This window comes from Streptococcus sp. 10F2 (genome assembly GCF_054331515.2).
Genome location: NZ_JBTGGE020000026.1, coordinates 1 through 25,531, shown reverse-complemented (window position 1 = coordinate 25,531; position 25,531 = coordinate 1). Strand labels below are relative to the sequence as shown.

Genomic DNA, 25,531 nt, shown 5'->3' with positions numbered 1-25,531 from the left:
ATAAAGCTGCTGTTTCTTTACGTGTATGTCCCTCTTTAACATATTCAAGGACACGTTTTCTAAAATCAATTCCGTATGCCATAAAAATAGTATATCATATACAGTTTATAATCTAAAAGAGTATATTAATTGAAATATTCCTTCATAGGAATTATAGAGTCTAAAAAATGACCTTTCTTTTCAGAAAAGTCATTTTTTCATTTTAATTTGTTTTTTTCAAATATCCGTAGAGGAAACCAGAAACCACTGCTCCGATTAGGATAAAGACAAGGTAGAGAAGTGGATTTGAGGTAAGGGCAACAACGAAGATTCCTCCATGCGGTGCCATTAACTTAATACCTGCAAGACCAACCAAGCCTCCTGCAAGTGCTGAGCCTGCGACAAAGCTTGGAATAGTGCGTGCTGGATCAGCCGCCGCAAATGGAATGGCACCTTCTGTAATAAAGGATAGACCCATGATAATATTGGTCAAACCAGAGTTGCGTTCTTCTGCACTAAATTTATTTTTAAAGAGCAAGGTCGCTACAAAGATTGCCAATGGCGGTACCATTCCCCCTGCCATAACAGCTGCCATCACAACAGAACCACCTGTAGCGACACTGGCTGCCAAGGTACCAGTACCAAAGATGTATGCAGCCTTATTGAAAGGTCCACCCATATCGATGGCCATCATCCCACCAACAACAAGACCTACTAATACAGCTGAGCTTCCTGACAATCCTTCCAAGAAATTGTTAAGACCAGTGTTAATCGCTGCCATTGGAATATTAACAAAGAGCATCAAGAAACCAGTCAAGCCAATTCCCAATAGTGGGAAGAGAAGGATTGATTTGATGCCTTCCAAAGAACGTGGCAAGTTCGCCAAAGCTTTTTTCAAGAAGTTAACAACGTAACCTGCCAAGAAGCCACCTACCAGAGCTCCAAGGAATCCTGAGGAGACTCCACTGAGAGCTAGGCTAGCCTCTCCACCAACAGCGAAGGGAACGTGGCCCCAAGCCGCACCTGATGAAGCCAAGGCACCTGCTACAAATCCGGCTGCCAAGCCAGGTTTTTCCGCAATCGAATAAGCAATATAACCAGCCAAAACTGGAAGCATAAAGCCAAAGGCAGCTCCACCAATCTCCTTAAATAAGGCAGAAATTTGATGATAGGAGCCAAGACTCGCCAACTGATCTTGAGGCACACCCAACATTTGGTCAAAGAGAAAGGCCAAAGCAATTAGAATTCCGCCTCCAATCACAAATGGCAACATCTGACTAACCCCACTCATCAAATGTTTGTAGAGGTTAGAGCCACCAGATGAGGCAGTGGAAGGAACCGCTTCTTGACGAGCTTCATAGACAGGAGTTGCAGGATCCAGTGCCAATTGAATCAACTCTTCTGTTTTACGGATACCATCCGCAACAGGCCGGTTAACAAGTGGTTTACCCGCAAAACGAGCCATCTCAACAGCCTTATCTGCAGCAATAATGACTCCTTTAGCACGCGCAATATCATCAGCTGTCAAAGCATTACCAACACCACTAGCACCATTGGTTTCAACTTTAATACCAATACCCATCTCAGCTGCTTGTTTTTGAAGTGCTTCTTGAGCCATATAAGTATGCGCAATTCCAGTTGTGCAAGCTGTTACCGCAACCAAGAAATCTGCATCTTGATCTACTAGATCCGTTGGAGCTGCCTGAGCTTCTTCTTTCTCGTCAAAGAGTGCTCGTACTTGTTTAGAGCTAGATGCTTGACGTAGCTGCTCTGCAAAACCATCCTGTAATAAGTATTTAGACAAATCAGCAAGAGCCGCTAGGTGAGTATCATTGGCACCTTCTGGAGCAGCAATCATAAAGAAAAGATTTGTTGGCTGGCCATCCAAACTTTCATAGTCCAAGCCACTAGCAGACTTTGCAAACAGAACAACCGGCTCCTTCACAACTGCATTTTTACTATGCGGCATCGCAATACCGTCCCCAAGTCCAGTTGAAGTTTGCGCTTCCCGAGCCATAATCCCATCTTTAAAAAGTTGGAAATCCGTTACATAGCCATGATCCACCAAGGACTGAACCATTTCATCAATTGCAGCTTCCTTACTTTGAGCTTGCAAGTCTAGCAACATCACTTCTTGCTTCAATAAATCCTGAATTTTCATCTTTTTTCTACCTCCACTTGTTGGTACATTTCCTGAATATAGGCAGCACTTGCTAAATCATCTGAAAAGGTTGTAGCCGTACCACACGCTACTCCCCATTTGAAGGCTTCAAGAGCATCGCCTGTGTCCACATAAGCACCTGTAAAGCCCGCGACCATAGAATCTCCTGCTCCAACAGAATTTTTCACGACCCCTTTAATAGGTTTTGCGAAGTAGGCCTCATCAGCCGTCACCAGCAAGGCTCCATCTCCAGCCATGGAAATAATCACATGCTGAGCTCCTGCCTGAATGAGCTTACCAGCATACTCTTGGATTTCATCTAAATCCTTCAAGTCCTTTCCATAAATAGCTCCTAATTCGTGATTATTCGGCTTAACTAAAAGGGGCTGATGCGCCAATGAATCAATCAAGGTCTGACCTTCAAAATCGCAGACAACTTCAGCACCGGTCTCTCGGGTAAGGGCAATCAAATCATTGTAAATCACATTCCCTAGATTAACTGGACTAGATCCTGCAAAAACAACTGTATCATCCGCACTAAGATTAGCCAATAGTGCTTTTAAGCTCTCCAAGGAATCCCTCTCAATTTCAGGACCGGGTCCATTGATTTCCGTTTCTTGATCAGCTTTTACCTTAACATTAATCCGTGTATCTCCAGATACCTGGATAAAGCGATGGGCAATCCCTTCCTGATCTAAGACATCTGTGATAAAGCGACCCGTAAAACCTCCAATAAAACCAGTGGCTCTATTGTCTTTCCCCAAACGTTGAAGGATACGGCTCACATTAATTCCTTTACCACCCGCAAATTTATCATCCGATTCCATCCGATTCACATGACCAAGGTCCAAATGATCAAGTCGAACAATAAAGTCAATGGAAGGATTGAGCGTTACTGTATAAATCATACTTCAAGTACCTCTGTTTTCTCTACTAATCGTTTTACGAGGGAGGAGTGAGATGCTGATGTCACTATAGTTGCAGCCTCAACTCCAGCAACTTTTACAAAAGCAGTCTGATAATATTTAGAAGGATCTACTAAGACATACGACTTTGATGTATTCTGAAGTACTGCTTTTTTCAAAGCAGCTTCTTCTGGATCTGGTGTGTAGAACCAATCTTGGTCCACTCCGTTGATTCCCATAAAAGCGCGATCAAAATTCAAAACTTGGATTTGCTCCAAAGCTGAAGCTCCAATACAAGCATCAGTCGTCTCCTTAATCTGACCTCCAATCATCAAAGTTGGCACATGTAAGTCAACCAAACGAGCAGCATGGTGAATCGAATTGGTCACTATCCGAACAGATTTTTGAGCCAGACCTTCAATTAAAAAGGCGGTTGTTGTTCCAGCATCCAAAAAGATTGTCTCTCCATCCTGAATCTGCTTTAAAGCACCGTTGGCAATGATCTGCTTTTCGGATACATGCTTGATGGCTTTCTCCTGCATACTTTCCTCTTTGGAAAGAAAACGAAGATGCTCAGCTCCACCATGAACCCGCTTCAACAAACCCTGACTTTCCAGCTCTGCCAAATCTCGCCGAATGGTGGATTCTGACGTTTGTAATAATTCTTGCAGAAAATCTAAACCAACAAAACCTTGACTTCTTAATTCCTCTTGAATTCGATGATGACGCTCTTCTTTAAGAATAAGATCCCCTCCTCATGAAATCGATTACAAAAATAATTATACCCTAATTTTTTTCAATGTCAATCAATTTCAATCAAAAACATTCAACTCTATCACTAAATCCACTTAAAACTCTCAGAAAAATATCCCTTCCAAGACTTTAGTTGGAAGGAAACATTACTTAAGAATATTAGGATTAGACAGAGATGATGTAGTCCTTTTGAATCACTTTCTTCGAATATTTATCTAATATAAGTACTTGTCAAAATAGTGTCCTAAGTATCTGTATCATTATTTGATAGCATTTCCCATTTCAGTTATAATCATCTATGAGGAGTAAAATTAAGAGTAAAATTAAGAATAAATTGAAGAGTATAAAAGTCTACTCAAAATAAATGAACTGAAAAATTGGAAAATCAAGTTTTTCTCAGAAACAATCGTTTAGATTGACAAAACAAAATAATACTAGTAGAATGGAGATACTTAAGGAATAGCTTTCGGACAAGCTCAAGGGCCCCGATTGCGGATCGCATCTCCATTGGGAGGTGCTTTTTTTGGTCAAAGAATTTAAAACAATACAAGAACAATTAGAAATTTTGTATTCTAGAAAATTACAACTCACCGACTATCAGAAAAATAAACTATATTTACTGACAAATAATTACTATTCAATTATTAATGGATATAGCCGCTATTTCTGGTCAACTACAAATCGCTATAGACCAGGAACTAATTTTGATGATATTGTTCGTCTATATTTTACTGATAGAGAAATTCGTTTTGTATTTCTCAAAGCAATCTTACAGGCTGAGAAACATTTAAAATCCATAACTGCCTATACAATAAGTGAGCGATATAGAGCAAATCCATTTGATTATCTAAGTCAGAATTTTTACACCTTTAATCCAAATAACCAACGCCAAAGAACTGATGTAAACTTTTTAATAACAAGATTTCGTAAAATCATACGGAAACACAGTCATATGAGAGGTGATAATCCAATCAAAAATCATCAGAATAATCATGGAGGAGTTCCTTTTTGGGTAATGGTTGAGTATCTTACATTTGGGGAACTAAAATTAGTGATCCGATATTTACCAGCTATACAAAACACTATTGCAAAGAGACATTATTCCTTTATTTCAGAAAAAATGCCAATTACAACATATTTTACAGCAACAGAGCTATTGTCATTTATAGAAAATATTTTTGAAGTGAGAAATATTTGTGCACATGATTCAAGATTATTAGACTTTAGATGTAAAAACAACTTAGTTTACTATCGACCTCTACATGATCAATACAATATTTCTAGTGCTGCACCTAAAAGCGACGTTTATAATACGTTTTTAGTCCTACAATGTTTCCTAAGTAAAACACAATATGCTACATTGCATAATACGTTACTAAATAAATTCAAGGAATTGGATAATTATCTATCAAAACGCTCATATCCAATCAACACAAATCTAGTATTGTCTCGATTCGGTTTCCCAAATGATTGGCATTTATCACCAAAACTTTCGCAACTCCCCTAATTTACACTATACGCATTTTATCCTTCTCTAACTCTGTTAACGGATAATCACAAGTGCACACTACTCTTCATCATACCAACCTTGATTAAAACAAGCGCTTTACTTTTTGAAAAACATGAGTGATTGATGTAGTGACATAGAAAATGTATCTCTTTTCATTTTTTGATAGAATTAGAAAAGAACCCTTAAAAATAAAGAAAAAAGGAGATCTCATGTCTGAGATTTATGACATTACCATTATTGGCGGTGGCCCGGTAGGACTTTTTGCCGCCTTCTACGCCAACCTTCGAGAATCAAAGGTGAAACTCATTGATTCATTGGAACAACTTGGAGGGCAACCGGCCATTCTCTATCCAGAAAAGACGATACTTGATTTACCTGGTTTTCCTTCTATCACAGGACAAGGTTTAACCGAGAATCTTATCGAACAGCTCAACACATTTAAAACCGAAATCTGTTTAGGAGAGACTCTATTGGAAATTGAACGGGCGAGTGACCACTATCGACTTGTAACATCCAAAGGGGAACATCGGTCAAAATCGGTCATTATTGCCATGGGGGGCGGTGCTTTTAAAGCTCGACCTTTAGAGATCGAAGGGGCAGAGAATTTTGATAATATTCACTACCATGTTCAAAATATAGACCAATTCAAGGATAAAAAAGTAGCCATCCTTGGTGGTGGCGACTCAGCTGTCGACTGGGCACTAGCCTTTGAAAAAATTACCGACACAACCCTCATCCATCGCCGGGACAACTTCCGCGCCCTTGAACACTCTGTCTCTCACCTCAAAGCATCCAGTGTAAATATTCGTACCCCATTTATCCCAAGTGACCTTGTTGGACAAGATGGAACCATTACTCATCTGGAAGTTGAACACAGCAAAACCAAAGAAAAAGACCACCTTGAGGTGGACCATATTTTTGTTAATTACGGCTTCAAATCTTCCATCGGAAACTTGAAGGAATGGGGATTAGAGCTTGAACGTCATAAAATTTTGGTCAACACGAAACAAGAAACCAACCTTCCTGGTATCTATGCTATTGGAGATTGCTGCACCTATCCTGGCAAAGCAGCTATGATTACCACAGGATTTGGTGAAGCCCCTACTGCGGTAAATAACGCAGTCCATTTCATTGATCCGAAGCAAAAAGTACAACCCAAACATTCAACAAGTAGGTAAAGACCTCCAGTTCAGTGATACCTACTCTGTCAAGTAGACAACTGCAGTCAAAACCAAACCAGTTCACCTAAGGTGTTCTGGTTTTTCTTATCGACACTATATTCTAACGCATGAATCTATTTTGTGAGTGCTCACTTACTGTGATAATCGACTACCTGTTTTAGATTTGCTTTTGACCCAGCTTTCACTTGTTCTGGTTTTTCCTTTAAACAGCGTATAGGTGTTTTCACTATCGATGAACTAGCTCATAGCTAGAAACTTCACTACTACAGCCTCTAGAAACAATTTTTAGTTTATCTTCAAAACGTGTATCCTTTTTCTAGACATCATAAAAATCCTACCTTCATAAACAATACTTAGTTGGATTGTCTACTTAAGTAGGACTATATCAGAGGACAAAGGACTTTTTAATCTTCAAAAAAGTCACTGTCCAACTTCTTTAAATGAAAGGTATTTTCAGTTGAAACACCAAGATTATGGTCAATCATAAACTGAGCTAAAGAAGAACCATCTACAAGAACGATTTTAGCATTCAGATTTTTCTCCGCAAATTCCCGAGCACCCTTACTGAAGCTAGAGGTAGTCATAAAAAGCCCTTTTGAAGCTCCATGACCAGCCAAGGCTCCCACAAAACGCTGAAGTTCTGGTCTTCCAACCGTATTTCCTTCTTGATAACGTTTTGCCTGAATGTAAATAGCTTCAAAACCGAGAGGATCTGCGTTTACAATCCCATCAATACCCTCATCCCCTGAGGACTTCTGCCAATTTCCACTTGGAGCTGGTAATCCATAACCCATTTTAACCAAAAGATTGACGACTAATTGTTCAAATCGATAGGAATCCATTCGATACAGTTCTGTTAAAAGCTCTTCCTTTAAAGTTTGATTATATTCTCTATAAGCTTGCTCTAAGACCTCTCGTGGAGAATTATCCTCAATCACATCTCCTGTTTCCAGAATCTTTCCTTTGGAAGGACGATTTTGTTTAAAAGCTTTAAATTCAGGAAAGGACAACAAAACCAACTCATTGATCTCATCAAATTTTTCTAATAGCTTAACCCCTCTTTGGGTGATTTGAAACTGGGCACGTTTGGGACTGGAAATGACAAGTGCTTTCTTGAGGTAAGTGGTTGCCCAGCCAACCCTAGAATCCAGTAGCGTTTGACTTCCACTTGCTAGCAAAGCTTGTTGAGATTTTGCATCTAGCTTAAATTCTTGGATAACAGCCTGTTTCAGTTCCTTTTTCGAGTGGATTTGACCATCGTTTAAAGTTTTTAAAATAATAGTATAAAGTTCGGAATATTTAGGTATTTCCATCATATCACTCCTCTTGACTTGCTTTAAACATGTTACATTTTCATTTGAAAATTCACTGAACTTCCCTTTTCTTCCTGCTTTTTCATAGAAGAAGCCAACTAGCCTCTAATGACTAGTCATCAAGTTTCATTTCCAATAATCTTTGCCATAGAGTAGCCCAATTTCAGTAACCAGTTAGGTTTCAAAAACGACTTCAACAAATGAACAAACTTTCTGATTCAGCTGTCTCTATTTGTCCAAATATTTTTGGTTAACTCCTGATTTTTCTTTCTCACGCAGTATGTTTAATCGTTTCAGAAATCAATTCCAAAATAATCCTCAACTTCTTTTTGCGTCCCTCTTTGTTGATGATAGGAAGCCAAATAATCTGGATCATTGCTGAGACGAATGCCTGTTTTCATCAAATGTTGATAAAAATCAAAATAAGGAATGGGAGCATCTAAAGCTCGCTTGATTTCCAAATCAACATCGTAAGTAACCTTACGAAAATCTATTTGAGCAAGACCGGAGTCATCAATCTCGAGCAAGAGATATTGAGCCCGTAAATCTTGACGCAAGGTATCCCATGGAAAATAGGGTTGTCCAACAGAACCAGGATTCAAAACTAATTGACCTTTCTCCGTGTAGAGAAGTCCCTGCACATGACTATGGGCAAAAATAGCCACATCTGCCTCATCTTGTGCAAACAAAACGTTTAAATCCGCTTGTTCAAAAGGTGGTACTAAATCACGTCCCCAGTTCTTTTGAGGTAAATGGTGCGAAAGATTGAAACGTAAGGGTCCTACTTTTCGATGTAAATAGAGAGGTCTAGCTTGTATTTCTTGACGATGGGAATCATCCAAAAAGCCATCCAGATGTTGACTTTGACGATAAACAAATAAATCTAAAGAGCTCTTACGAGGATAGATACCAGCTCTAGCTTTTAGATAGGAATCCTCCCAGTTTCCCCGTAAACGAACGGTGTAGGGCAGGCTATCAAGCAAGTCAAGAATCTGCACGTGCGATGGTCCTGGCATCAACTCATCGCCCATAAGCCAGTATTCTTCAACGCCAGCCTCTTGAGCATCCGCCACTACTGCTTCTAAACCAGTCAGATTCCCATGGATATCTCCTAAAACAGCAACTTTCACTCAGGTATCTCCTCTGCAATCTTATTAAGCTTGCGCAATCGATGGTTCAATCCACTTTTAGTAAGGGGTGTAGGAAGACTGTCCGCTAATTCCTGGAGAGAGTAATCTGGATGGGCAATCCGAAAACGAGCAACTTCTTGTAACTCAGGACTCAAACTCTCAAGACCGATATGATCTATGATTTTACTAATATTATTAATGGTTTTCATACTAGCCTTAACAGTTCGAGCGATATTCGCAGTTTCTGCATTGGTTGCTCGATTCAGATCATTTCGCGTTTCCCGCATTAGTTTAATCTGACCCAGTTGTTCCATAGCTTCCAAAGCCCCAATAATAATGAGAAAATCCATTAGGTCTTCCGCACGCTGGATATAGGTGATCGCCCCTCTTTTTCTTTCTAAGACCTTAGCATCCAATAGAAAGTCCTGCATCAGTTGCCGCAAATCTTGAGCATGATCCATATAGACGGAAGCTATCTCCAATTGGTATTGACCAGAATCAGGATCCCGCATGCTGCCACTAGCAAGGAAAGCACCACGCAAATAGGCACGAGCGGCATCATCATGGTCCATGATGGACACAGGCAGGCCGGTCTCTTGCTCAAAAAAAGCCGGCGATAGCCCAAGGATATCTAGTAAGTCTTTGACTCCATGGTCCATAAATACAGTATAAACACGATTTTTACGGAGATTCGTCTTCTGATGGTGGCGAATATCCGACTTAATATCAAACCACTCCAAGAGAAATTCATAAATAAAGCGTGCCACTTTAGCATTTTCAGTTGTTACGGAGAGCGTTAGCCCCTCCCGACTCAAACCTAGACTCCCAGAGAGTTTAATGAGGGCTGCTAATTCAGCCGGATGGCGCTCGGGGAGGACAAGAATTTCTTCTTTAATATTACTGGTAAAACTCATGAAAATGCCCTCCCTTCTCTAATGCTTGTGACTGGTAATTTTCATAATTTCTTCCACAACCAAATCACCATCATGGAAAGCTCCGTCTTTTTCTAAAAGAAGAAAATTAGAAGAAATAACCCGAGGAACTTGGCTAGCCAAGTCCGCAAAATCATGTTCGACTTGAACCAGGTACTCGTCAAATTCGTGGTCATTCATATAGTCTTGAGGAACCTGGTCTACATTAACCAACACTGTATCAATAAAGGCTTGACCCAAATGCTTGTGCAAAACTCGTACATGCTGAGCATCTGTAAAATGCTCCGTCTCCCCTTTTTGAGTCATAATATTGCAGATATAGACAATCTCAGCTTGAGTATCTTTTAATGCCTGACCAATTTCTTCAATCATAATATTCGGTAAAATCGAAGTAAAGAGAGAACCTGGGCCTAAAATAATCATATCACTTTCCAAAATGGCTTGAACTACATTTCGACTAGCCTGAGGTTTCGTATCCTCATAGGTATTGGTCACATAGACATGGTCAATCATACCACCATGCTTGGCAATATGGCTCTCACCAGCAACTTCTGTTCCATCTTCAAAAACAGCATGTAAGGTCAGGGCCCGTTCGCTTGAAGGATAAATCTTTCCGGTTGTGTGCAGTAACTTTGTCAACAGCTGCATGGCATGGTAAGTCGATCCCTGCATTTCTGCAATACCTGCAATAATTAAATTCCCTAAAGGATGACCCGCAAAAGGACCGTCGTCTTCCGCAAAACGATACTGAAAAATCTTTTCATAAAGCTTGGGCATATCCGACATTGCCAATAGAACATTGCGTAAATCACCTGGAGGGGTAAGCTGCATATCCTCACGTAGTTTCCCAGAACTCCCCCCATCATCGGCCACCGTAACCACAGCCGTTATATCCACATCCTGTTTTCGGAGGCTATTCAGAATAACCGAGATTCCAGTACCACCACCGATCACTGTAATTCGCTTCTTCCTCATGAACGGTTAACCGTTTCCTTTCTTCTGTCCTTATCCCGATGACTGACCCGGACATTCCAATTTTTAGCCAAATCATCTGCTAACCGACGAGCAAAGGCAACACTACGGTGCTGTCCACCGGTACAGCCGACTGCAATTGTTAACACGGACTTACCTTCCTTCTGGTAACCTGGTAAAATCGGATCTAAAAGATTGAAGAGATTCTGATAAAAATCTTCCGACTCTGCTTGCTCCATGACATAATTATAGACAGGTTGGTCTAATCCTGTTTGATCGCGTAAATCGACTTGGTAATAAGGATTTGGTAAGAAACGAACATCAAAAGCCAAATCAGCATCCATTGGAAGTCCATATTTAAAACCAAAACTCATGACCTCAATCCGAAAGGCTTGCTCAAAGTCTTGATCTGCAAAATGTTGAGCCAACAACTTACGTAGTTCACGTGGCGTTAATTCTGTTGTATCCACAACATTCTGACTCATGCTTTTAAGAGGAACCAATAGCTCACGTTCCCGCTTAATACCATCCATAATACGCCCGTCAGCCGCTAGTGGATGACTTCGACGTGTTTCCTTATAACGAGCGACCAATTCCTTATCAGCCGCATCTAAGAATAAGATTTTAAAATCTAGATCATCTCGATTTTCCAGTTCATCCAACACTTCTTGAATGTCCTTGAAAAAAGACCGACTTCGCATATCAATGACCAATGCCATACGTTTTTGTTCAGCAGAACCATCAACCAAGGTCAATAATTTCGGCAATAAGGCTGGCGGCATGTTGTCAATCGTAAAATACCCCAAATCTTCAAAAGATTGAATAGCCACAGTTTTCCCTGCTCCACTCATCCCCGTCACAACAACCAATTGCAGTTTCTCTTTCATCCAACAACCTCCTATTTAGAAAAATGAGGCATGGACCTTCGTCCAGCCTCCTCAGTTGTAATCATCTTATGGATGCAAACGATGAAGCATCCGTGGGAATGGAATGGCTTCACGGATATGTTTGGTACCGGCTACGAAGGTAACCATTCGTTCAATTCCTATACCAAATCCACCATGAGGAACAGAACCATACTTCCGAAGGTCTAAATAGAATTCGTATTCTGATTTATCCATTCCTAACTCATCCATTTTCGCAACAAGGGCATCGTAATCATCCTCACGAAGGGAACCACCGATAATTTCCCCATACCCTTCTGGAGCCAACAAATCTGCACACAATACACGTTCTGGATTTCCCGGAACAGGTTTCATGTAGAAAGCTTTAATGGCTGCTGGATAATTTGTTACAAAGGTAGGCACACCGAAGTGATTTGAAATCCAGGTTTCATGAGGAGAACCAAAGTCATCTCCATGTTCCAAATGCTCGTAATCTGTGTCTTCATCTTGCTCATGCGCTTGAAGCAGATCAATCGCTTCATCATAGCTAACCCGTTTAAAAGGTTCAGCAATGTAACGTTTTAAAAGATCAACATCCCGTTCCAAAATTTCCAATGCCTGTGGAGCACGGTCCAATACACCTTGAATCAAGGCTTTCACATAGGCTTCTTGCAAATCAAGAGACTCATCATGAGAAAGGAAAGAATATTCAGCATCCATCATCCAAAATTCTGTCAAATGACGACGAGTTTTAGATTTTTCCGCTCGGAAAACAGGACCAAAGTCAAAGACACGACCCAAAGCCATAGCACCAGCCTCGAGATAAAGCTGACCAGATTGGCTCAAATAAGCTGTATTACCAAAGTAGTCGGTTTCAAACAACTCTGTAGAGTCTTCCGCTGCATTTCCCGACAAAATTGGGCTATCAAACTTAATAAAACCATTTTGATCAAAAAATTCATACGTTGCATAAATAATGGCATTCCGAATTTGCATGATCGCCATCTGCTTACGAGACCGTAACCAAAGATGACGATGATCCATCAAGAAATCTGTTCCGTGTTCTTTTGGTGTAATAGGATAATCAACGGATTGACCAATCACTTTGAGATCTGTAATATCTAACTCATAGCCGAATTTAGAACGCTCATCTTCTTTAACAATACCTTTTACTTCAACAGAAGTTTCCTGACTGAGTTTTTTGATGGTATCGAATTTAGCAGTACCTTCTTCTTCACCAAATGTTTCAAGGAAATTTGGTTTAAAGGCAACAGCTTGAAAATAAGCCGTACCGTCCCGTAATTGCAAAAAGGCTATCTTCCCTTTACCAGATTTGTTAGCAACCCAAGCACCAATAGTAACTTCTTGACCTACATGGTCTTTGACATCACGAATAGACACATACTTTTTAGACATACTTTTTCCTTTACACATTCATATACTGTTCTAAGCGAGTAATCGCTTCTTTCAAGGTATCCAAATCCGTCGCATAACTCAAGCGAACATGATTGGGACTACCGAAGGCATCCCCCGATACCAAAGCTACTCCGACTGTTTCCAAAAGATCATTGGTGAAATCTGAAACCTTAGAAAACCCTTTTAGTTTCATAGCTTCTTCAACGTTTGGAAATAGATAGAAGGCTCCCTGGGATTTGGTCACATGGAAACCTGGGACCTGATTTAAAAGCGGATAGATGGTATTGAGGCGCTCCTCAAAGGCCAAACGCATTTTCTCAGCTTCCTCTTGCTCCCCCTTTAAGGCTTCAATGGCCGCATATTGGGCAACAGTCGCTGGGTTAGAAGTCAGCTGACTAGTTAGTTTCCCCATAGCCTGAATAATTTCTTGAGGACCAACTGCAAATCCGATCCGCCATCCAGTCATGGCGTACGTTTTAGAAACACCTGTTATCACAACTGTTTGCTTACGAATTTCGGGTGAAAGACTTGCAATAGATACAAACTCAGCTTGATTATAAACCAGACGTCCGTAAATATCATCTGCCAAAATCAACACTTTACGCTGGATGGCCCAGTTCGCAATAGCCTCTAATTCCTCTTTTGTATAAAGATTCCCTGTAGGATTAGAGGGATTATTCAAGAGTAAAACCTTGACACGCTCGTTCCAAAGCTCTTCGAGTTGGCTAACCTCGATTTTAAAATTCCGCTCTTCCTTTCCCTCTACAAACACCGCTTGACCTTGTGCTAATATCACTTGATCTACATAAGAAACCCAATAAGGAGTTGGAATCAGAACCTGATCTCCTGGGTTCAAAACTGAGAGGAAGACAGCTGCTAAAGCCATCTTGGCTCCTGTTGTCACCAACACTTGTGAGGTTTGAACAGGATAACCATAGTACTGAAACATATAGTCCTGAACCGCTTCTTTTAAGGCAGGTAAACCAGATGCTGGAGTGTAAAACGAAGCCTTTCCTGAATCTATGGACTCCTCGGCCGCTTTAGTAATAGCTTCTGGAGTCGTAAAATCAGGCTCTCCTAAGGTCAAAGAAATGATATCTCTCCCTGCTGCTGCTAATTCTCTAGCCTTCGCAGCGGCAGCTAAGGTCGCACTTTCCTCCATGTATTTGACACGATCAGCTAACATTAAGCTCCCTCCTTCCGTATTAGTTTCTTTTCTTGAAAATCAATTAGGTAATAAGTTGTTCCCGACCGAACTTCCCAAACAACTTTTCCTTGATCATAGCCCAAGCGACTGGCTTGAATAGGATCCGCACCAGCTTCACTCGCCAACTGTTCTGCTTCACTACGACTCACACCTTGGTTTAAATCAACTAAAGCAACTTGTTCCTGGTTGGCATTCAAAATAATCGCCTGGTCTTGCCCAGCTGTATTTTTTCCGAAAACCGTTGTATAAGATTCCTGTCCATTAAACACTTCCACCGATTCAATTTCCCTAAATCCTGCCAATTCTTGAGCACGAATCTGGGCATTGGACATCCGGACATCCTGGGTCTTAGTCCCTAAATCAATCAGGTAAAGACTCGAAAAACAAATAATCGATAAGATAGCAAAAATTCCAAGGAAAAACTGCCCTTTGGGGAAATAGGGCTCTAAATAGACTATTTTTTTCACCTTTCCATTATACCGTTTTTTAGCGTAGATTGCTATAGGCTAAGCATCTGCTTTTAATTGTACTAATTAGTTCTTTTTGATACAATAAAAAACATGAAGGAACTATTTGAAAAAGAAGCTTTGGATTTAAAAACCATGATTGTCTTTCGAAAGGCAGATCGCTCCATTCGATGTTTGGAGCAGAAAGCAGCTCGGGACCATGGTTTAACACCCAGTCAATTCTCAGTCTTAGATACTCTTTACGCTAAGGGCAAAATGCGGATTCAAGATTTGACCGACCGAATGTTAGCAACCTCAGGAAACATGACCGTGATCATTCGTAATATGGAACGGGATGGTCTCATCACGCGCGTCTGCGATCCATCGGATCGCAGAGCTTTTCTGATTGAACTAACTCCCATGGGCAGGAATCAAATTGAAGCCATTTATCCTGAACACATCGCTCATGTCAAGGAGGCTCTTTCGGTTTTAACTAAAGAAGATAAGGAAGATTTAATTAGGATTTTGAAAAAATTTAAAAACTTGAGTTAAAATTCTTGCTAATTAGTAATAAATAATTTATACTGTCAGTTGTAAATAAAAGGAGAACAAGTAATGAAAAACATTTTATTTATCGTCGGATCTCTACGTGAAGGATCTTTTAACAAACAAATGGCTGAAACTGCTGAAAAAGTACTAGAAGGCAAAGCCAACGTTAGCTACTTAGATTGGAAAGATGTTCCTGTCTTCTCTCAAGACTTGGAAGTTCCAACTCCAGCTCCTGTCGCAGCTGTTCGTGAAGCTATCCAAGCTGCAGATGCTATCTGGATCTTCTCACCAATCCACAACCTCTCTATCCCAGGTGGTGTGAAAAACCTTCTCGACTGGGCTAGCCGTGCTTTGGATCTTTCAGATACAAGAGGTCCGTCCGCACTTCATGATAAGGTAAGTACAGTATCCATTGTGGGTAATGTTGGATTTGACACAACTGAGGAAATCTATCGCACCATGTTACCATTTATCCGCACTCAATTTGTGGACCAAATTACTACATCACGTGTGAATGACTCTGCTTGGGTAGATGGCACATTCGTTGCTTCTGAAGAAGTTATGGCTGATTTAACGAAACAAGCAGAAGCCCTTCTTGCTGCCCTTAACGAAGCTTAAACAATCCACATTGAAATAAAGGTAAATCCCTTTGCTAACCATGAAGCAAAGGGATTTTTTTCGTTGATACTCAAAACAATTTAAAATATCAAACAAGAGTTCAGTCAGAAAGGCAAGAAGCCTCATTCACTCATTGGCGCAGCAGTATTTGCTCCTTCGCCAATCAAAGGCTCCTCATCAATCAGCCTGCCATACAGAGTATTCATCAAGTTCAAAGATACTGTTGAATCACTGAACTCCAAGAGCCTTAATCTTCTAAGCGAAAGAAGCCTTGTTCCTGTAGGGCATCTAGGGTTTCTGCTCTTTTAGCAGGCAACTGAGCCATCTCTTTCGAAATTTTTGTCGTAAAAGCTTCTAGACGATTGTTAAAGGAGCGAAGATCATAGTAGTTTTCGATTTCTTGATCATACGCTTCCAGACTCTCAAGAGGATGCTCCAATTCTTGATACCGGTTTTCCATGTAAATGATATTTCTTGGTAAACGAGGCTTGATCTGTGGATCCTGATCCGGCCAACCTAAGGCTAGTCCCACAGCAGGATACACATATGCTGGCAGAGCCAATAATTGGCAGAGTCGCTTAGGATCGTTAAGGATACTCCCTAGATAGACAGTTCCTAAACCTAGACTCTCCGCTGCTACCACCATATTCTGAGAGGCAAGGAGTGCGTCTGCATAAGCGGATAAAAAACGCTCTGGACTACCTTGTACATGAGCTGGAGCAGCTTGTGCTTCTGCAATTTTAGTATTCCTTGCCTGATCCACCAAGAAAATAAAGAGGTGCGGAGCAGACTCAATGTACTCCTGCTGTCCAATCTCAGCTAGTTCTTTCTTCAAATTTGGATCCGTAATGCTCAGGATTGAGTAGGATTGACGGAAATTACTGGTTGGAGCTTGTTGGGCAACTTTCAGCAATACATCCAATTCGTCTCTTGTCAGCTCTTGCTGACGAAATTTACGAATACTTCGGTGCCGTAATTGAGATTCTATCGTTTCGTTCATGCTACCTCCTATACTTCTCGTAGAAAAATCCAATCTTTAGTATCAGATAAATCCTCTTGATAAACAAATCCAGCAATGTTTATCCTCTTAATAGCCTCCAGTTCCTGAACTGGATTTTCCATCAGTGTTTGGATTAAGAGACCACGCCCTTTTTTGGAAATGGTGGAGTGCGTTTTAAGAGCATTCCCCTTTTTTTCTTTAAATTGAATTCGGATAAACTGATCTCTGACTTCCTTAGAAAATACCTGCTCAAACTCAGATGAAAGTAGTGAGAGCACAGTATCATTACCAATCGCTGCATCAAAATGGGGACGCCAGAATTGACTCAAACTTTGACCTTCGACTTGAAGGGGAACTTGAAAATCCAAACGATGGGGTGCCATTGACGTTAAAATAGGCACGCAACCATAGAGACTGGAAGTGATGTATACATAATTCCAAAAGGGATTGTCAGTCTGGTCCCGATTGATTTGTCGATACATCAAACCATTAAAAAGTTGAAGGGCTGGCTTACTCTTCGCTTGACCTTGGCGCAAAGCTAAAAAGCGCTCTCCCTCTTCCTTTGCCTTGTCCTCCTTTAATTTAAAAAAAGCCGACCAATCCGTAATTTGCTCTAAGGCTTCAAGGACAGTTTGACCAGCTGGGGATAAGGGCTCACTTTCAGTAAATGTCCCAGACAGGTCTAATTCCTTAGCTGTAGGCAGTAAAATTTTCATCATTTTCCTTTCCAAAGTCAAATCTCCTCCAATCATTTGATAAGATTTGACCAAGTAGCTTAGTAGCTGTTCTAATGTATGACGACCATCCAGGGGAAAGCTAATCCAATATTTCTTATTCATATGAAAACCTGGATAGGCTACATGCTTGTCCAATAAATCCAAAACCTGATCAGACTTGAGTGTTAAAATCGTAACTGAACCCTCTTTTCGAGCATCGATTTTTGCCCAATCGATTTCTTGAAGCACTCCAAACCAGGTTTGTTTGGAGCCATAACGAAAGACAGCGGTTTTAGGATGAGCCTCCCAAAGAAAGTCTGGCTTCCAACCCCAACGAATCTGAATCAATTGTAATAAAGCTTCAGCTTGATCAGAGAAGATTTTTTGTGGATGACTAATCTCTCTGTCCATGTGACTCAATCTTTTCCAAAGAATTTTCCGTACTTGACCAACATAAGCGCCCTTACTAGAAGGAATAAAAGCCAAGGGATACTCTGCTTCAGCTAGAGAATCCCAGAGACTAATCTCCATCTTTGCTTCCTGTGGGTTCCATCGGAGATGAAGTTCCAGTTCCACCTCTTCCAAAATTTCGGAATAGTGATAGATTTCCCCTCGCTTTGTAAAACCAACGTTTTCAAGACTCTGTTCATCAATAGGATTTTGAAAAAAGTTTGACCGCCAGTCCATTATCCAACAACCTTAGTCCCATGAAGTTGATCCAAGCCAAAACGTTGAGCAATTTTATCACGATTCTCTAGATTAATTCCTCCGCCAAGAAGAATTTCAATTTTCCCAGCTGCGCGTGCAACAATTTGATCAATCTGATCTGCATAGAACCAAATATCCTGATCCTGAGGACCACCGTGAGTCAAAATTCGTTTAAAGCCTGCTTGGGCTAACCAATCTAAGGATTCGAGGCGTTGTTCCCACGGAATTTGGTCAAAAGCCATATGAAACACAGCCTCATCCTCACCCACTGCCTGCAAAAGCTTTTGAAGATTTTCCTTGTCCAAACTTCCATCTTTCAATAGAGCTCCAAAAACAAAGGACTTGATTCCCATTTCTTTAGATAGCTGAATCTGCTCTACCATAAGATCCACTTCTTCTGGACTGTATACAAAATCTCCACCTCTTGGACGAATCATTAGTGCAATGGGCAGTCCTAGTGGTAACGCTTCTTCTATCATAGCTGGACTCGGAGTAACTCCGCCTACTGACAAATCTCCACAAAGCTCAACCCGCTCTGCCCCCGCCTCTAAAGCAAAAGGAATCAACCGAACATCTTCTGTACAAAATTCATAAAGCATAGCCTCTACCTCCTATTTCTTCTAATCTTATTATACAAAAACTCAGGCCTAATGACCTGAGTTTCGATTGTTTAGCTTACTTGTTACGTGACCGATTTTCCCAGTAAGAGACATTTTCAATGCCTAATTCCATCGGATTAAAGTCAGGATTTTTCCCTTCTTTTCTTTGTTTTTCATAATCTTTCAATAATTTGAAAGCAAGAGGAGATAGGAAGAGGATGGCGGTGACGTTGAGCCAAACGGTAATTCCGCTGGCAATCTCCCCCATAGTCCAAGCCATTTGACTAGAGGCAATCCCTGAGTAAATCAACATGCCAACCATCAAAACCTGCATGATCATCAGTGGGATTTTCACCTTCTCAGGCTTCAGTAAATAACGAAGATTTGTCTCTGCAATATAGTAATAGCTCATCAAAGTTGTGAAGGCAAAAAATACCAACGCGAAAGCCACAAACACAGGACCAAACGATCCTAAAATAGTTGACAAGGCTGTTTGAGTATAAAGAGCCCCTGCACTATCCGGATTGGTATTGGCCAAATGAGCCACAACAGGATTTGAGTTGGCATCAAATACATTGTACGAATTTGTCAAAAGAATGACCAGGGCTGTCCCCGTGCAGACAAAAAGCGTATCAATGTAGACAGAGAATGCTTGAACCAAACCTTGTTTCACTGGATGGGACACTTGAGCAGAAGCTGCAGCAGCAACTTGAGACCCTTGCCCAGCTTCGTTTGAATAAACTCCCCGTTTCACACCGTAAGAAATGGCAGATCCGAGTAAGCCCGCAAACATAGGCTCTACTCCAAAAGCAGATTTAAAAATCAACTGGAAAACAGGAACTACTTGATTTAAGTTCGCAAAGATAATCACAAAAACCATCAAGAGATAAACTCCCGCCATAAAAGGAACTACAACTTCTGCAATCTTAGCAATTCGTTGAATACCACCCAAGACAATCATTAAGAGTGCCGCCACAACAACCAAAGTAGATACTAATGGGGGAATGCTCAAGGCATTGTCCATAGCTACACTTATCCCATTTACTTGAATCCCTGACATAAGAAAAGCAAATGAAAAAGCAAGAATCAAGGCCATCCCCATTGCTAATTTTTTCAGTTTTAAACCTTTTTCAATATAGTAGGCTGGCCCACCATAGAAATGGCCATCAACTTCTTCTTTATAGACTTGACCTAAAGTCGTCTCCACAAAAGCAGATCCAGCTCCCACAAAGGCAATCACCCACATCCAGAAGACTGCACCAGGACCTCCAAAGGCAATGGCAGAAGCCACCCCTGTAATATTCCCGGTACCAACACGACCAGAAAGAGCTACTGAAAGGGCTTGGAAAGAAGAAATTCCTTGCCCATCCTCGGGTTTTTCAAACATCATCCGAATCATTTCTGGAATCATTCGAATCTGAACAAACTTTGTACGAATTGTGAAATACAAACCTGCTCCAATTAGAAAAGCTAGCAAAGCTGGGCTCCAAATCCAATCGGAGAGGGTCTTAATGAAATCCATGAATTAATAATCCTTTCTTAATTGCTCGAGATTTTTTTCAAATATATCCGGTAGCGGTGCTGAAAACACCATCGTTTCCCCTGTTCGAGGATGCGTAAAACCTAACTGTGCAGCATGTAAAAATTGCCCATTTCCACTCAAGGTTTTCTTGGGACCATAGAGTGGATCACCTGCAACTGGGTGTCCAATATAAGCCATATGAACCCGAATTTGATGGGTACGTCCTGTCTCCAACTGCAATTCCACTAGACTGTAGTTGCCAAAACGTTCCAAAACAGTAAAACGAGTAAGTGCCGGCTTACCATTAGCTTGGACTGCCTGTTTCTTGCGATCTTTTTCACTGCGACCAATAGGCGCCTCAATAACCCCTTTGTCACTTGGCACATTTCCATGTACCAAGGCTAAGTATTTCCTTAGTGATTTTTTTTCTTTTAATTCTTGAGCCAATTTCTCATGAGCTTGGTCATTTTTTGCGACCATCAAAAGACCAGATGTATCCTTATCAATCCGATGAACAATTCCTGGACGCATAACACCGTTGATACCAGACAAATCCTGAACATGGTACAGCAAAGCATTAACAAGAGTCGCATTAGGATGCCCAGCGCTAGGATGAACCACCATCCCCTGTGATTTATTCACCACTGCAACATCTTGATCTTGATAAATTAAATCGATTGGCAGATTCTCAGGCTGAATGTCTAACTCCTCTGGTTCTGGAAGCTGATAGGTGATGATATCCCCTTCTACTACAGCATACCTAGGCTTTTTAGCCTGACCATTCACCAAAACAAGACCTGCCTTTATCTGTTCATTGGCCAAGCTTCTAGAAAGCTCTGTATTCTCAGCCAAGACCTTATCTAAGCGCTCACCACCTATTTTTACCTTAAATTCCATCTTCATCCTCCCTTAAGAGATCTAAAATTAAAATCGCAACTCCAACAGTTAAATAGGTATCCGCTAGATTAAAAACAGCAAAGTCGATAAAGGTAAGCTGGAACATATCAATTACAAAGCCTTGAGTAGCCCGATCAATAAAATTTCCAATACCTCCAGCCATCATTAAAGCCAAGCCAACTTGGCGCTCCCATTGACTGGATCTAGATTTGAAAAAATAATAACCAGCAATCCCCATCGTCAGAAAAGTAGTTAAGAAGAAAAACCAAAACTGTCCTTGAAGCATAGAGAAGGCAGCGCCACGATTTTGCAAATAGGTCAAATCCATAATTCCCGGCCAAAATGTTAATGACTCACCAATGGCAATATGTCCCACAACCCAAAATTTAAGAAGTTGATCTCCCAGTATCAAGAAAAAACCGAGAATCAGCAACAATACTTTTCTAGACATAACCAATCTCCTCTGCTGCTTCAACGAGCAATTCTAAAAAGTCCTGTGCAATTGCCGATAGCTCACTACCCGAACGAAAAGCACAAACCATGGTATTCTTACGCCCTTCTTTAACCGGTAGGGCTACAATCCCCGGACTGACTTCCTTGTCTAAAAAACCTGAACCTGTCGCATAGCCATGTGTACGCTTCAATAATCCATTCAAGGTTGCGCGATCCGTTACTTCATAAAGAACTGGACTTGTCGAAGTGTCAAAAAAGTTCTCTGAATAATAGAGGTACTCATCTTTCTCCTGGGTAAAACGAACAGTCGGATAGTTCTCCAAATCAGACATAGAAATCTCTCCCTTTTGAACCAAAGGATGATTTTCTGCTAGATAAATATGGGTTGGGAATGAAAATAATTCTTGTATTTCCAAATCCATTTTCTGCAACTTTTGCTGAATCCCTTTTTCATTTTGACTATTTAGGTAAAAGAGACCAATCTCACTATGCCCCTTATAAACCTCATCTAAGATTTGAAGCGTCGTAGATTCAAATAGACGAAAATCCCTGTGCTCTGGCCACAGTTTAGCCAACTTATTTAAAATATCTGGTAAAAAGTCATAATGCTGACCCGCCACAGAAAATTCTGTTGCCTCTTCGGGTGATTGGTATTGATTTTCCAAGACGTCAAATTCCTGAACCAAGTTCTTTGCCTTTTCATAGAATGGCATTCCCCTTTGAGTCAGGAACGTTCCCGAATTGGTACGATTAAAAATCTTAAAACCAAGCTCCTGCTCCAAATCTCGAATAGACATAGACAAGCTCGGTTGGCTGATATACAATTTTTCTGCTGCTTCTCGGAAGGTGCCACTATTAGCCAAGGCCACCACATTCCGTAACTGTTGAATATTCATATTCCTACCTGTTTCAAAAAACTTCCTTCTATTTTACAACACTTAAGGCAAAAATTCTAGGTCTACTACGGAAAAAAGCCCTTCCAAACACTTCTTATAATAATCCAAACATTCTCAAGAGAATCCTCCTAACAAAGATTCACACAGCATAGAGATTAAGTAAAGCCTTTCATTTAACATAAGGAATCATTCTATATCAAGCAGGAATCTTAGAAGTTGGGTACCAAAACAAAAAAATAAAGCTTTCCGAAATCTCAGAAAGCCTTATTTCATAGGGTTCTAACCCTTATTTCGCGATTGGGTAAACAGAAACTTGTTTCTTATCGCGACCTTTACGTTCAAAACGTACCACACCTTCAACTTTTGCAAAAAGTGTGTCATCACCACCGCGACCTACGTTCACACCTGGATAGATGTGAGTACCGCGTTGACGGTAAAGAATAGATCCACCAGTTACAGTTTGTCCGTCTGCAGCTTTTGCTCCAAGACGTTTTGCTTGTGAATCACGTCCGTTAGATGTAGAACCTCCACCTTTTTTGTGGGCGAATAATTGCAAGTTAGCAAGATTCATTTTCAACATAATTGTTTTCCTCCATATTAGCTTTCAGTGATAACTTTTGTTTGTACAAACTCCGACGAGTCTTCCGCCAAATTTGCCATACCGAGAAAGAAGGATTCAAAAAAGAGTTGAACCATCTCTCTCTGATGAGGGGGGATACTTTGTGGAATTTCCACGCGTAAAAAACCACCCTCAGTTTCGTTTAATTCTAGATGTGGTTCAAAGCCTGCAAATTTTTCAATTGAATTTACAAAATTAATAGCAAGCGTAGAAACCGACGCACACACGACATCAAAGCCGTACTCGCCACTGGCAGCATGTCCAGTAATTTCTGCACTCCTCAGCTCGCCATCTTCGGCTTTTTCAAAGACTGCTTGTATCATGTGTTCACCTCTAATTAAGCGTTAATTGCGTTAATGACAACTTTTGTATAAGGTTGACGGTGACCTTGTTTACGGTGGCTACCTTTTTTAGGTTTGTACTTGAAAGTTACAACTTTCTTTTGTTTTCCTTGTTTTTCAACAGTTCCAACTACAGAAGCGCCAGCGATTACAGGAGTTCCAAGGACAGTTTTTTCACCACCTACAAGAACAACTTCGTCAAAAGTAACTTCTTGACCTGCTTCAACGTCTAACTTCTCAACGTAGATTGCTTGACCGACTTCAACTTTAACTTGTTTTCCGCCAGTTTTGATAATTGCGTATGTGCTCATTATGCACCTCCTATAGATTGTTTCGGGTTTCCCCATTTTGTGAAGACTCGCCTAGCATCGTGGGACGAACCACTTCAACGATGTTCGTGCGGTTGCACAGGATGTGCATAGTCAACTCTTACATTCTATCCTACTCAGAAAAAAAAAGCAAGAGAAAAGACATACTTGTAGTAATTTTTCTAAGTTAGTTAATTCTCAAAGTAAGTTCCAGAAATATCTTTAGTCTGGACATTAACTTGAGGCAAAAATAAGAGTAGAATTAAATTAGAGATTTTTCTGGAGAAAGGAGTTCCCTATAACCAAACCCAAGCACCTAACTTTTTTCTGATAGACTAACTAAATCTACCAAAAATAATTCAAAGAAACACAAATAATAGTCTATAGTAAGTATGTTATATGAAACAACAAACTAAACAAAGTAGAAAAAAGATAATTAGTATCTTTCTCCTCCTTATTGCAATACCAATCTATATTTTCACCAATCTCAGATGGAATAGACTCTACTACTATATTCACTCGAATAAGACTGATAAAAAACTGACCCCTATTGTCGTTATCTATAATCTGGGAGATGTCATGACCAAATCTAAACGAGAAAATGATGAAAAATATCACTACACTGTGCCAGGAAATATAATTAGATATGATCAAAATAAGGATATAGCATTTACCTATAAAAAGGGAGAAGGCATTAAAAAACTTCATAGCAGTTTCAGTATCCTAGATAATAAGAATCAAACATCTGTATCTTACCATCTATCACCTGAATTAAAAATTACAGAAATTATTGAGTTTCTTCCTGATAAAATTCACAATATTCAAGAGAAACCTGGAGATCAGGAAATTGTTGAGCAATATATCAAACAAATCACAAATCATGTTATTGAAAAACGAGTAACCCCTCCCTTATTCTTCAATCTACAATGGCTTTATGATCTGACATTTGATGAGAAAAAAGTTTACCACATCGAGGATAATTGAGAATAATAAAACTTATTTTAACAACTCTATTACGAAAATCAGCAATATATGCCAACACCAATAACTCGCTAATTTAATCTATAGTAAAAGATTTCAATAATTTTTCATCTCAAACTATTCATCACCACAACCCTCTTCCACTATTCATTTTCTGTCAGTACAAATCTCTCAAACACTCTCATTTAACTCAATCCCTATCTATCTCAAAATCGTTTTAAATCAATATTTTTTAAGTATTATTTCAAATAGGATTACAAAAAATCAACCTTCAGGAGACAAAACTAATGAAAAAAATAGTATTTATAATAGGTGCTATTAGTATTCTACTTATCATTTTTCACACTTATTCCACAGTTATAGTTGTTCCACTTTATAATACGTGATAAAATAGAACCATGACATATAGTATTGATTTTAGAAAACGTGTGCTGTCTTTCGTTCAGGAAGGGCACACTCGAACAGAAGCTTGTGAGCTTTTCGGTATCAATCCCTCTACGTTGCATAGATGGGAACGAAAATTAAAAACGGAAGG

General features: G+C 40.2%; 27 protein-coding genes and 1 other annotated feature. Of the genes, 6 read left to right on the top strand and 21 right to left on the bottom strand.

Annotated elements, in window-relative coordinates:
- Window positions 1–202: 202 nt before the first annotated feature.
- From ACXM1Q_RS05700 to ACXM1Q_RS05690, 3 genes are read right to left on the bottom strand one after another with little or no spacing between them, the layout of a single operon-like run.
- On the bottom strand, window positions 203–2,140 hold the full coding sequence (locus tag ACXM1Q_RS05700) for a PTS fructose transporter subunit IIABC (RefSeq protein ID WP_458516986.1): 1,938 nt from the start codon (window positions 2,138–2,140) through the stop codon (window positions 203–205).
- On the bottom strand, window positions 2,137–3,048 hold the full coding sequence (gene pfkB, locus ACXM1Q_RS05695) for a 1-phosphofructokinase (RefSeq protein ID WP_458516984.1): 912 nt from the start codon (window positions 3,046–3,048) through the stop codon (window positions 2,137–2,139). Before pfkB ends, ACXM1Q_RS05700 begins: the two co-directional genes overlap by 4 nt.
- Window positions 3,045–3,788 (bottom strand): DeoR/GlpR family DNA-binding transcription regulator, encoded by a 744-nt coding sequence (locus ACXM1Q_RS05690; protein WP_458516990.1) that lies wholly within the window; start codon window positions 3,786–3,788, stop codon window positions 3,045–3,047. Before ACXM1Q_RS05690 ends, pfkB begins: the two co-directional genes overlap by 4 nt.
- Before the next feature lie 524 nt (window positions 3,789–4,312).
- Between ACXM1Q_RS05690 and ACXM1Q_RS05685 the strand changes: the two genes are divergently transcribed.
- Both ACXM1Q_RS05685 and ACXM1Q_RS05680 read left to right on the top strand, forming a co-directional pair.
- A complete protein-coding gene (locus ACXM1Q_RS05685; RefSeq protein WP_458516982.1) occupies window positions 4,313–5,305 on the top strand; it encodes an Abi family protein in 993 nt (330 codons plus the stop codon).
- Window positions 5,306–5,517: 212 nt separating this feature from the next.
- Complete coding sequence (locus ACXM1Q_RS05680; protein WP_458516980.1) at window positions 5,518–6,486, top strand: NAD(P)/FAD-dependent oxidoreductase; 969 nt, start codon at window positions 5,518–5,520, stop codon at window positions 6,484–6,486.
- A 407-nt stretch (window positions 6,487–6,893) separates the two neighbouring features.
- Here the strand turns inward: ACXM1Q_RS05680 and ACXM1Q_RS05675 are convergent, their stop codons facing one another.
- The 8 genes from ACXM1Q_RS05675 to ACXM1Q_RS05640 all read right to left on the bottom strand — a co-directional run bounded on the left by ACXM1Q_RS05675 (window position 6,894) and on the right by ACXM1Q_RS05640 (window position 14,810).
- Window positions 6,894–7,802 carry a restriction endonuclease gene (locus ACXM1Q_RS05675; protein WP_458516978.1) on the bottom strand — a complete coding sequence of 303 codons (909 nt, stop codon included), beginning with the start codon at window positions 7,800–7,802 and terminating at the stop codon, window positions 6,894–6,896.
- Window positions 7,803–8,095: 293 nt separating this feature from the next.
- Entirely contained in the window at window positions 8,096–8,932 is an 837-nt protein-coding gene (locus tag ACXM1Q_RS05670; RefSeq protein WP_458516976.1) for a metallophosphoesterase family protein, read from the bottom strand.
- Window positions 8,929–9,846 carry a DNA-binding protein WhiA gene (whiA, locus tag ACXM1Q_RS05665; RefSeq protein ID WP_135038476.1) on the bottom strand — a complete coding sequence of 306 codons (918 nt, stop codon included), beginning with the start codon at window positions 9,844–9,846 and terminating at the stop codon, window positions 8,929–8,931. The genes ACXM1Q_RS05670 and whiA overlap by 4 nt, the downstream gene beginning before the upstream one ends.
- An 18-nt stretch (window positions 9,847–9,864) precedes the next feature.
- The gene (locus ACXM1Q_RS05660; protein WP_135038474.1) at window positions 9,865–10,839 is read right to left on the bottom strand and encodes a YvcK family protein; all 975 of its coding nucleotides are present in this window, start codon (window positions 10,837–10,839) and stop codon (window positions 9,865–9,867) included.
- On the bottom strand, window positions 10,836–11,723 hold the full coding sequence (gene rapZ / locus ACXM1Q_RS05655) for an RNase adapter RapZ (RefSeq protein ID WP_458516973.1): 888 nt from the start codon (window positions 11,721–11,723) through the stop codon (window positions 10,836–10,838). The genes ACXM1Q_RS05660 and rapZ overlap by 4 nt, the downstream gene beginning before the upstream one ends.
- Window positions 11,724–11,789: 66 nt before the next feature.
- On the bottom strand, window positions 11,790–13,136 hold the full coding sequence (gene asnS / locus ACXM1Q_RS05650; RefSeq protein WP_458516971.1) for an asparagine--tRNA ligase: 1,347 nt from the start codon (window positions 13,134–13,136) through the stop codon (window positions 11,790–11,792).
- A gap of 10 nt (window positions 13,137–13,146) precedes the next feature.
- The gene (locus tag ACXM1Q_RS05645; RefSeq protein WP_458516969.1) at window positions 13,147–14,322 is read right to left on the bottom strand and encodes a pyridoxal phosphate-dependent aminotransferase; all 1,176 of its coding nucleotides are present in this window, start codon (window positions 14,320–14,322) and stop codon (window positions 13,147–13,149) included.
- Complete coding sequence (locus ACXM1Q_RS05640) at window positions 14,322–14,810, bottom strand: cell wall elongation regulator TseB-like domain-containing protein (protein ID WP_458516967.1); 489 nt, start codon at window positions 14,808–14,810, stop codon at window positions 14,322–14,324. The genes ACXM1Q_RS05645 and ACXM1Q_RS05640 overlap by 1 nt, the downstream gene beginning before the upstream one ends.
- A gap of 93 nt (window positions 14,811–14,903) precedes the next feature.
- On the opposite strand from ACXM1Q_RS05640, the gene ACXM1Q_RS05635 reads away from it, so the two are divergent.
- On the top strand, window positions 14,904–15,341 hold the full coding sequence (locus tag ACXM1Q_RS05635) for a MarR family winged helix-turn-helix transcriptional regulator (RefSeq protein ID WP_458516965.1): 438 nt from the start codon (window positions 14,904–14,906) through the stop codon (window positions 15,339–15,341).
- A 63-nt stretch (window positions 15,342–15,404) separates the two neighbouring features.
- Window positions 15,405–15,956 (top strand): NADPH-dependent FMN reductase, encoded by a 552-nt coding sequence (locus tag ACXM1Q_RS05630; RefSeq protein WP_458516963.1) that lies wholly within the window; start codon window positions 15,405–15,407, stop codon window positions 15,954–15,956.
- Window positions 15,957–16,203: 247 nt separating this feature from the next.
- Here the strand turns inward: ACXM1Q_RS05630 and ACXM1Q_RS05625 are convergent, their stop codons facing one another.
- The 10 genes from ACXM1Q_RS05625 to rplU form a co-directional block, all read right to left on the bottom strand.
- Window positions 16,204–16,956, bottom strand: coding sequence for an NADPH-dependent oxidoreductase (locus tag ACXM1Q_RS05625; protein ID WP_458516961.1), 753 nt, complete (start codon window positions 16,954–16,956; stop codon window positions 16,204–16,206).
- 8 nt (window positions 16,957–16,964) lie between these two features.
- Window positions 16,965–18,359, bottom strand: coding sequence for a peroxide stress protein YaaA (yaaA, locus tag ACXM1Q_RS05620; RefSeq protein ID WP_458516959.1), 1,395 nt, complete (start codon window positions 18,357–18,359; stop codon window positions 16,965–16,967).
- Window positions 18,359–18,979, bottom strand: a complete 621-nt coding sequence (locus ACXM1Q_RS05615) for a copper homeostasis protein CutC (RefSeq protein ID WP_458516957.1) — start codon at window positions 18,977–18,979, stop codon at window positions 18,359–18,361. Before ACXM1Q_RS05615 ends, yaaA begins: the two co-directional genes overlap by 1 nt.
- A gap of 76 nt (window positions 18,980–19,055) precedes the next feature.
- Window positions 19,056–20,501: an alanine/glycine:cation symporter family protein gene (locus ACXM1Q_RS05610; protein WP_458516955.1), complete on the bottom strand. Its 1,446-nt coding sequence runs from the start codon at window positions 20,499–20,501 to the stop codon at window positions 19,056–19,058.
- Window positions 20,502–20,504: 3 nt separating this feature from the next.
- Complete coding sequence (locus ACXM1Q_RS05605) at window positions 20,505–21,398, bottom strand: RluA family pseudouridine synthase (RefSeq protein ID WP_458516953.1); 894 nt, start codon at window positions 21,396–21,398, stop codon at window positions 20,505–20,507.
- The gene (gene lspA, locus ACXM1Q_RS05600) at window positions 21,388–21,849 is read right to left on the bottom strand and encodes a signal peptidase II (RefSeq protein ID WP_458516951.1); all 462 of its coding nucleotides are present in this window, start codon (window positions 21,847–21,849) and stop codon (window positions 21,388–21,390) included. Before lspA ends, ACXM1Q_RS05605 begins: the two co-directional genes overlap by 11 nt.
- Window positions 21,842–22,747 carry a LysR family transcriptional regulator gene (locus ACXM1Q_RS05595; RefSeq protein WP_458516949.1) on the bottom strand — a complete coding sequence of 302 codons (906 nt, stop codon included), beginning with the start codon at window positions 22,745–22,747 and terminating at the stop codon, window positions 21,842–21,844. The genes lspA and ACXM1Q_RS05595 overlap by 8 nt, the downstream gene beginning before the upstream one ends.
- 286 nt (window positions 22,748–23,033) lie before the next feature.
- The gene (rpmA, locus tag ACXM1Q_RS05590) at window positions 23,034–23,327 is read right to left on the bottom strand and encodes a 50S ribosomal protein L27 (RefSeq protein ID WP_003032879.1); all 294 of its coding nucleotides are present in this window, start codon (window positions 23,325–23,327) and stop codon (window positions 23,034–23,036) included.
- Window positions 23,328–23,344: 17 nt separating this feature from the next.
- Entirely contained in the window at window positions 23,345–23,689 is a 345-nt protein-coding gene (locus tag ACXM1Q_RS05585) for a ribosomal-processing cysteine protease Prp (RefSeq protein ID WP_135037916.1), read from the bottom strand.
- Window positions 23,690–23,703: 14 nt separating this feature from the next.
- Window positions 23,704–24,018, bottom strand: coding sequence for a 50S ribosomal protein L21 (rplU, locus tag ACXM1Q_RS05580; protein WP_135037918.1), 315 nt, complete (start codon window positions 24,016–24,018; stop codon window positions 23,704–23,706).
- A 33-nt stretch (window positions 24,019–24,051) separates the two neighbouring features.
- Window positions 24,052–24,122: a sequence feature (ribosomal protein L21 leader region), on the bottom strand.
- Window positions 24,123–24,594: 472 nt separating this feature from the next.
- Here rplU and ACXM1Q_RS05575 point away from each other — a divergent pair.
- The gene (locus ACXM1Q_RS05575; protein WP_458516943.1) at window positions 24,595–24,999 is read left to right on the top strand and encodes a hypothetical protein; all 405 of its coding nucleotides are present in this window, start codon (window positions 24,595–24,597) and stop codon (window positions 24,997–24,999) included.
- A 395-nt stretch (window positions 25,000–25,394) separates the two neighbouring features.
- The coding region (locus ACXM1Q_RS05570) for a helix-turn-helix domain-containing protein (RefSeq protein ID WP_458516988.1) at window positions 25,395–25,531 on the top strand (137 nt) is incomplete at its 3' end.

Excerpts from the sequence above, each read along its gene's own strand:
- ACXM1Q_RS05630 (WP_458516963.1), top strand. The coding sequence starts at position 15,405 with ATGAAAAACATTTTATTTATCGTCGGATCTCTACGTGAAGGATCTTTT.
- ACXM1Q_RS05625 (WP_458516961.1), bottom strand. The coding sequence starts at position 16,956 with ATGAACGAAACGATAGAATCTCAATTACGGCACCGAAGTATTCGTAAA.
- ACXM1Q_RS05635 (WP_458516965.1), top strand. The coding sequence starts at position 14,904 with ATGAAGGAACTATTTGAAAAAGAAGCTTTGGATTTAAAAACCATGATT.
- ACXM1Q_RS05605 (WP_458516953.1), bottom strand. The coding sequence starts at position 21,398 with ATGGAATTTAAGGTAAAAATAGGTGGTGAGCGCTTAGATAAGGTCTTG.
- rplU (WP_135037918.1), bottom strand. The coding sequence starts at position 24,018 with ATGAGCACATACGCAATTATCAAAACTGGCGGAAAACAAGTTAAAGTT.
- rpmA (WP_003032879.1), bottom strand. The coding sequence starts at position 23,327 with ATGTTGAAAATGAATCTTGCTAACTTGCAATTATTCGCCCACAAAAAA.
- rapZ (WP_458516973.1), bottom strand. The coding sequence starts at position 11,723 with ATGAAAGAGAAACTGCAATTGGTTGTTGTGACGGGGATGAGTGGAGCA.
- ACXM1Q_RS05585 (WP_135037916.1), bottom strand. The coding sequence starts at position 23,689 with ATGATACAAGCAGTCTTTGAAAAAGCCGAAGATGGCGAGCTGAGGAGT.
- yaaA (WP_458516959.1), bottom strand. The coding sequence starts at position 18,359 with ATGGACTGGCGGTCAAACTTTTTTCAAAATCCTATTGATGAACAGAGT.
- pfkB (WP_458516984.1), bottom strand. The coding sequence starts at position 3,048 with ATGATTTATACAGTAACGCTCAATCCTTCCATTGACTTTATTGTTCGA.
- ACXM1Q_RS05680 (WP_458516980.1), top strand. The coding sequence starts at position 5,518 with ATGTCTGAGATTTATGACATTACCATTATTGGCGGTGGCCCGGTAGGA.
- whiA (WP_135038476.1), bottom strand. The coding sequence starts at position 9,846 with ATGAGTTTTACCAGTAATATTAAAGAAGAAATTCTTGTCCTCCCCGAG.
- ACXM1Q_RS05645 (WP_458516969.1), bottom strand. The coding sequence starts at position 14,322 with ATGTTAGCTGATCGTGTCAAATACATGGAGGAAAGTGCGACCTTAGCT.
- ACXM1Q_RS05700 (WP_458516986.1), bottom strand. The coding sequence starts at position 2,140 with ATGAAAATTCAGGATTTATTGAAGCAAGAAGTGATGTTGCTAGACTTG.
- ACXM1Q_RS05660 (WP_135038474.1), bottom strand. The coding sequence starts at position 10,839 with ATGAGGAAGAAGCGAATTACAGTGATCGGTGGTGGTACTGGAATCTCG.
- asnS (WP_458516971.1), bottom strand. The coding sequence starts at position 13,136 with ATGTCTAAAAAGTATGTGTCTATTCGTGATGTCAAAGACCATGTAGGT.
- ACXM1Q_RS05595 (WP_458516949.1), bottom strand. The coding sequence starts at position 22,747 with ATGAATATTCAACAGTTACGGAATGTGGTGGCCTTGGCTAATAGTGGC.
- ACXM1Q_RS05575 (WP_458516943.1), top strand. The coding sequence starts at position 24,595 with ATGACCAAATCTAAACGAGAAAATGATGAAAAATATCACTACACTGTG.
- ACXM1Q_RS05675 (WP_458516978.1), bottom strand. The coding sequence starts at position 7,802 with ATGGAAATACCTAAATATTCCGAACTTTATACTATTATTTTAAAAACT.
- lspA (WP_458516951.1), bottom strand. The coding sequence starts at position 21,849 with ATGTCTAGAAAAGTATTGTTGCTGATTCTCGGTTTTTTCTTGATACTG.
- ACXM1Q_RS05615 (WP_458516957.1), bottom strand. The coding sequence starts at position 18,979 with ATGCTTTATGAATTTTGTACAGAAGATGTTCGGTTGATTCCTTTTGCT.
- ACXM1Q_RS05610 (WP_458516955.1), bottom strand. The coding sequence starts at position 20,501 with ATGGATTTCATTAAGACCCTCTCCGATTGGATTTGGAGCCCAGCTTTG.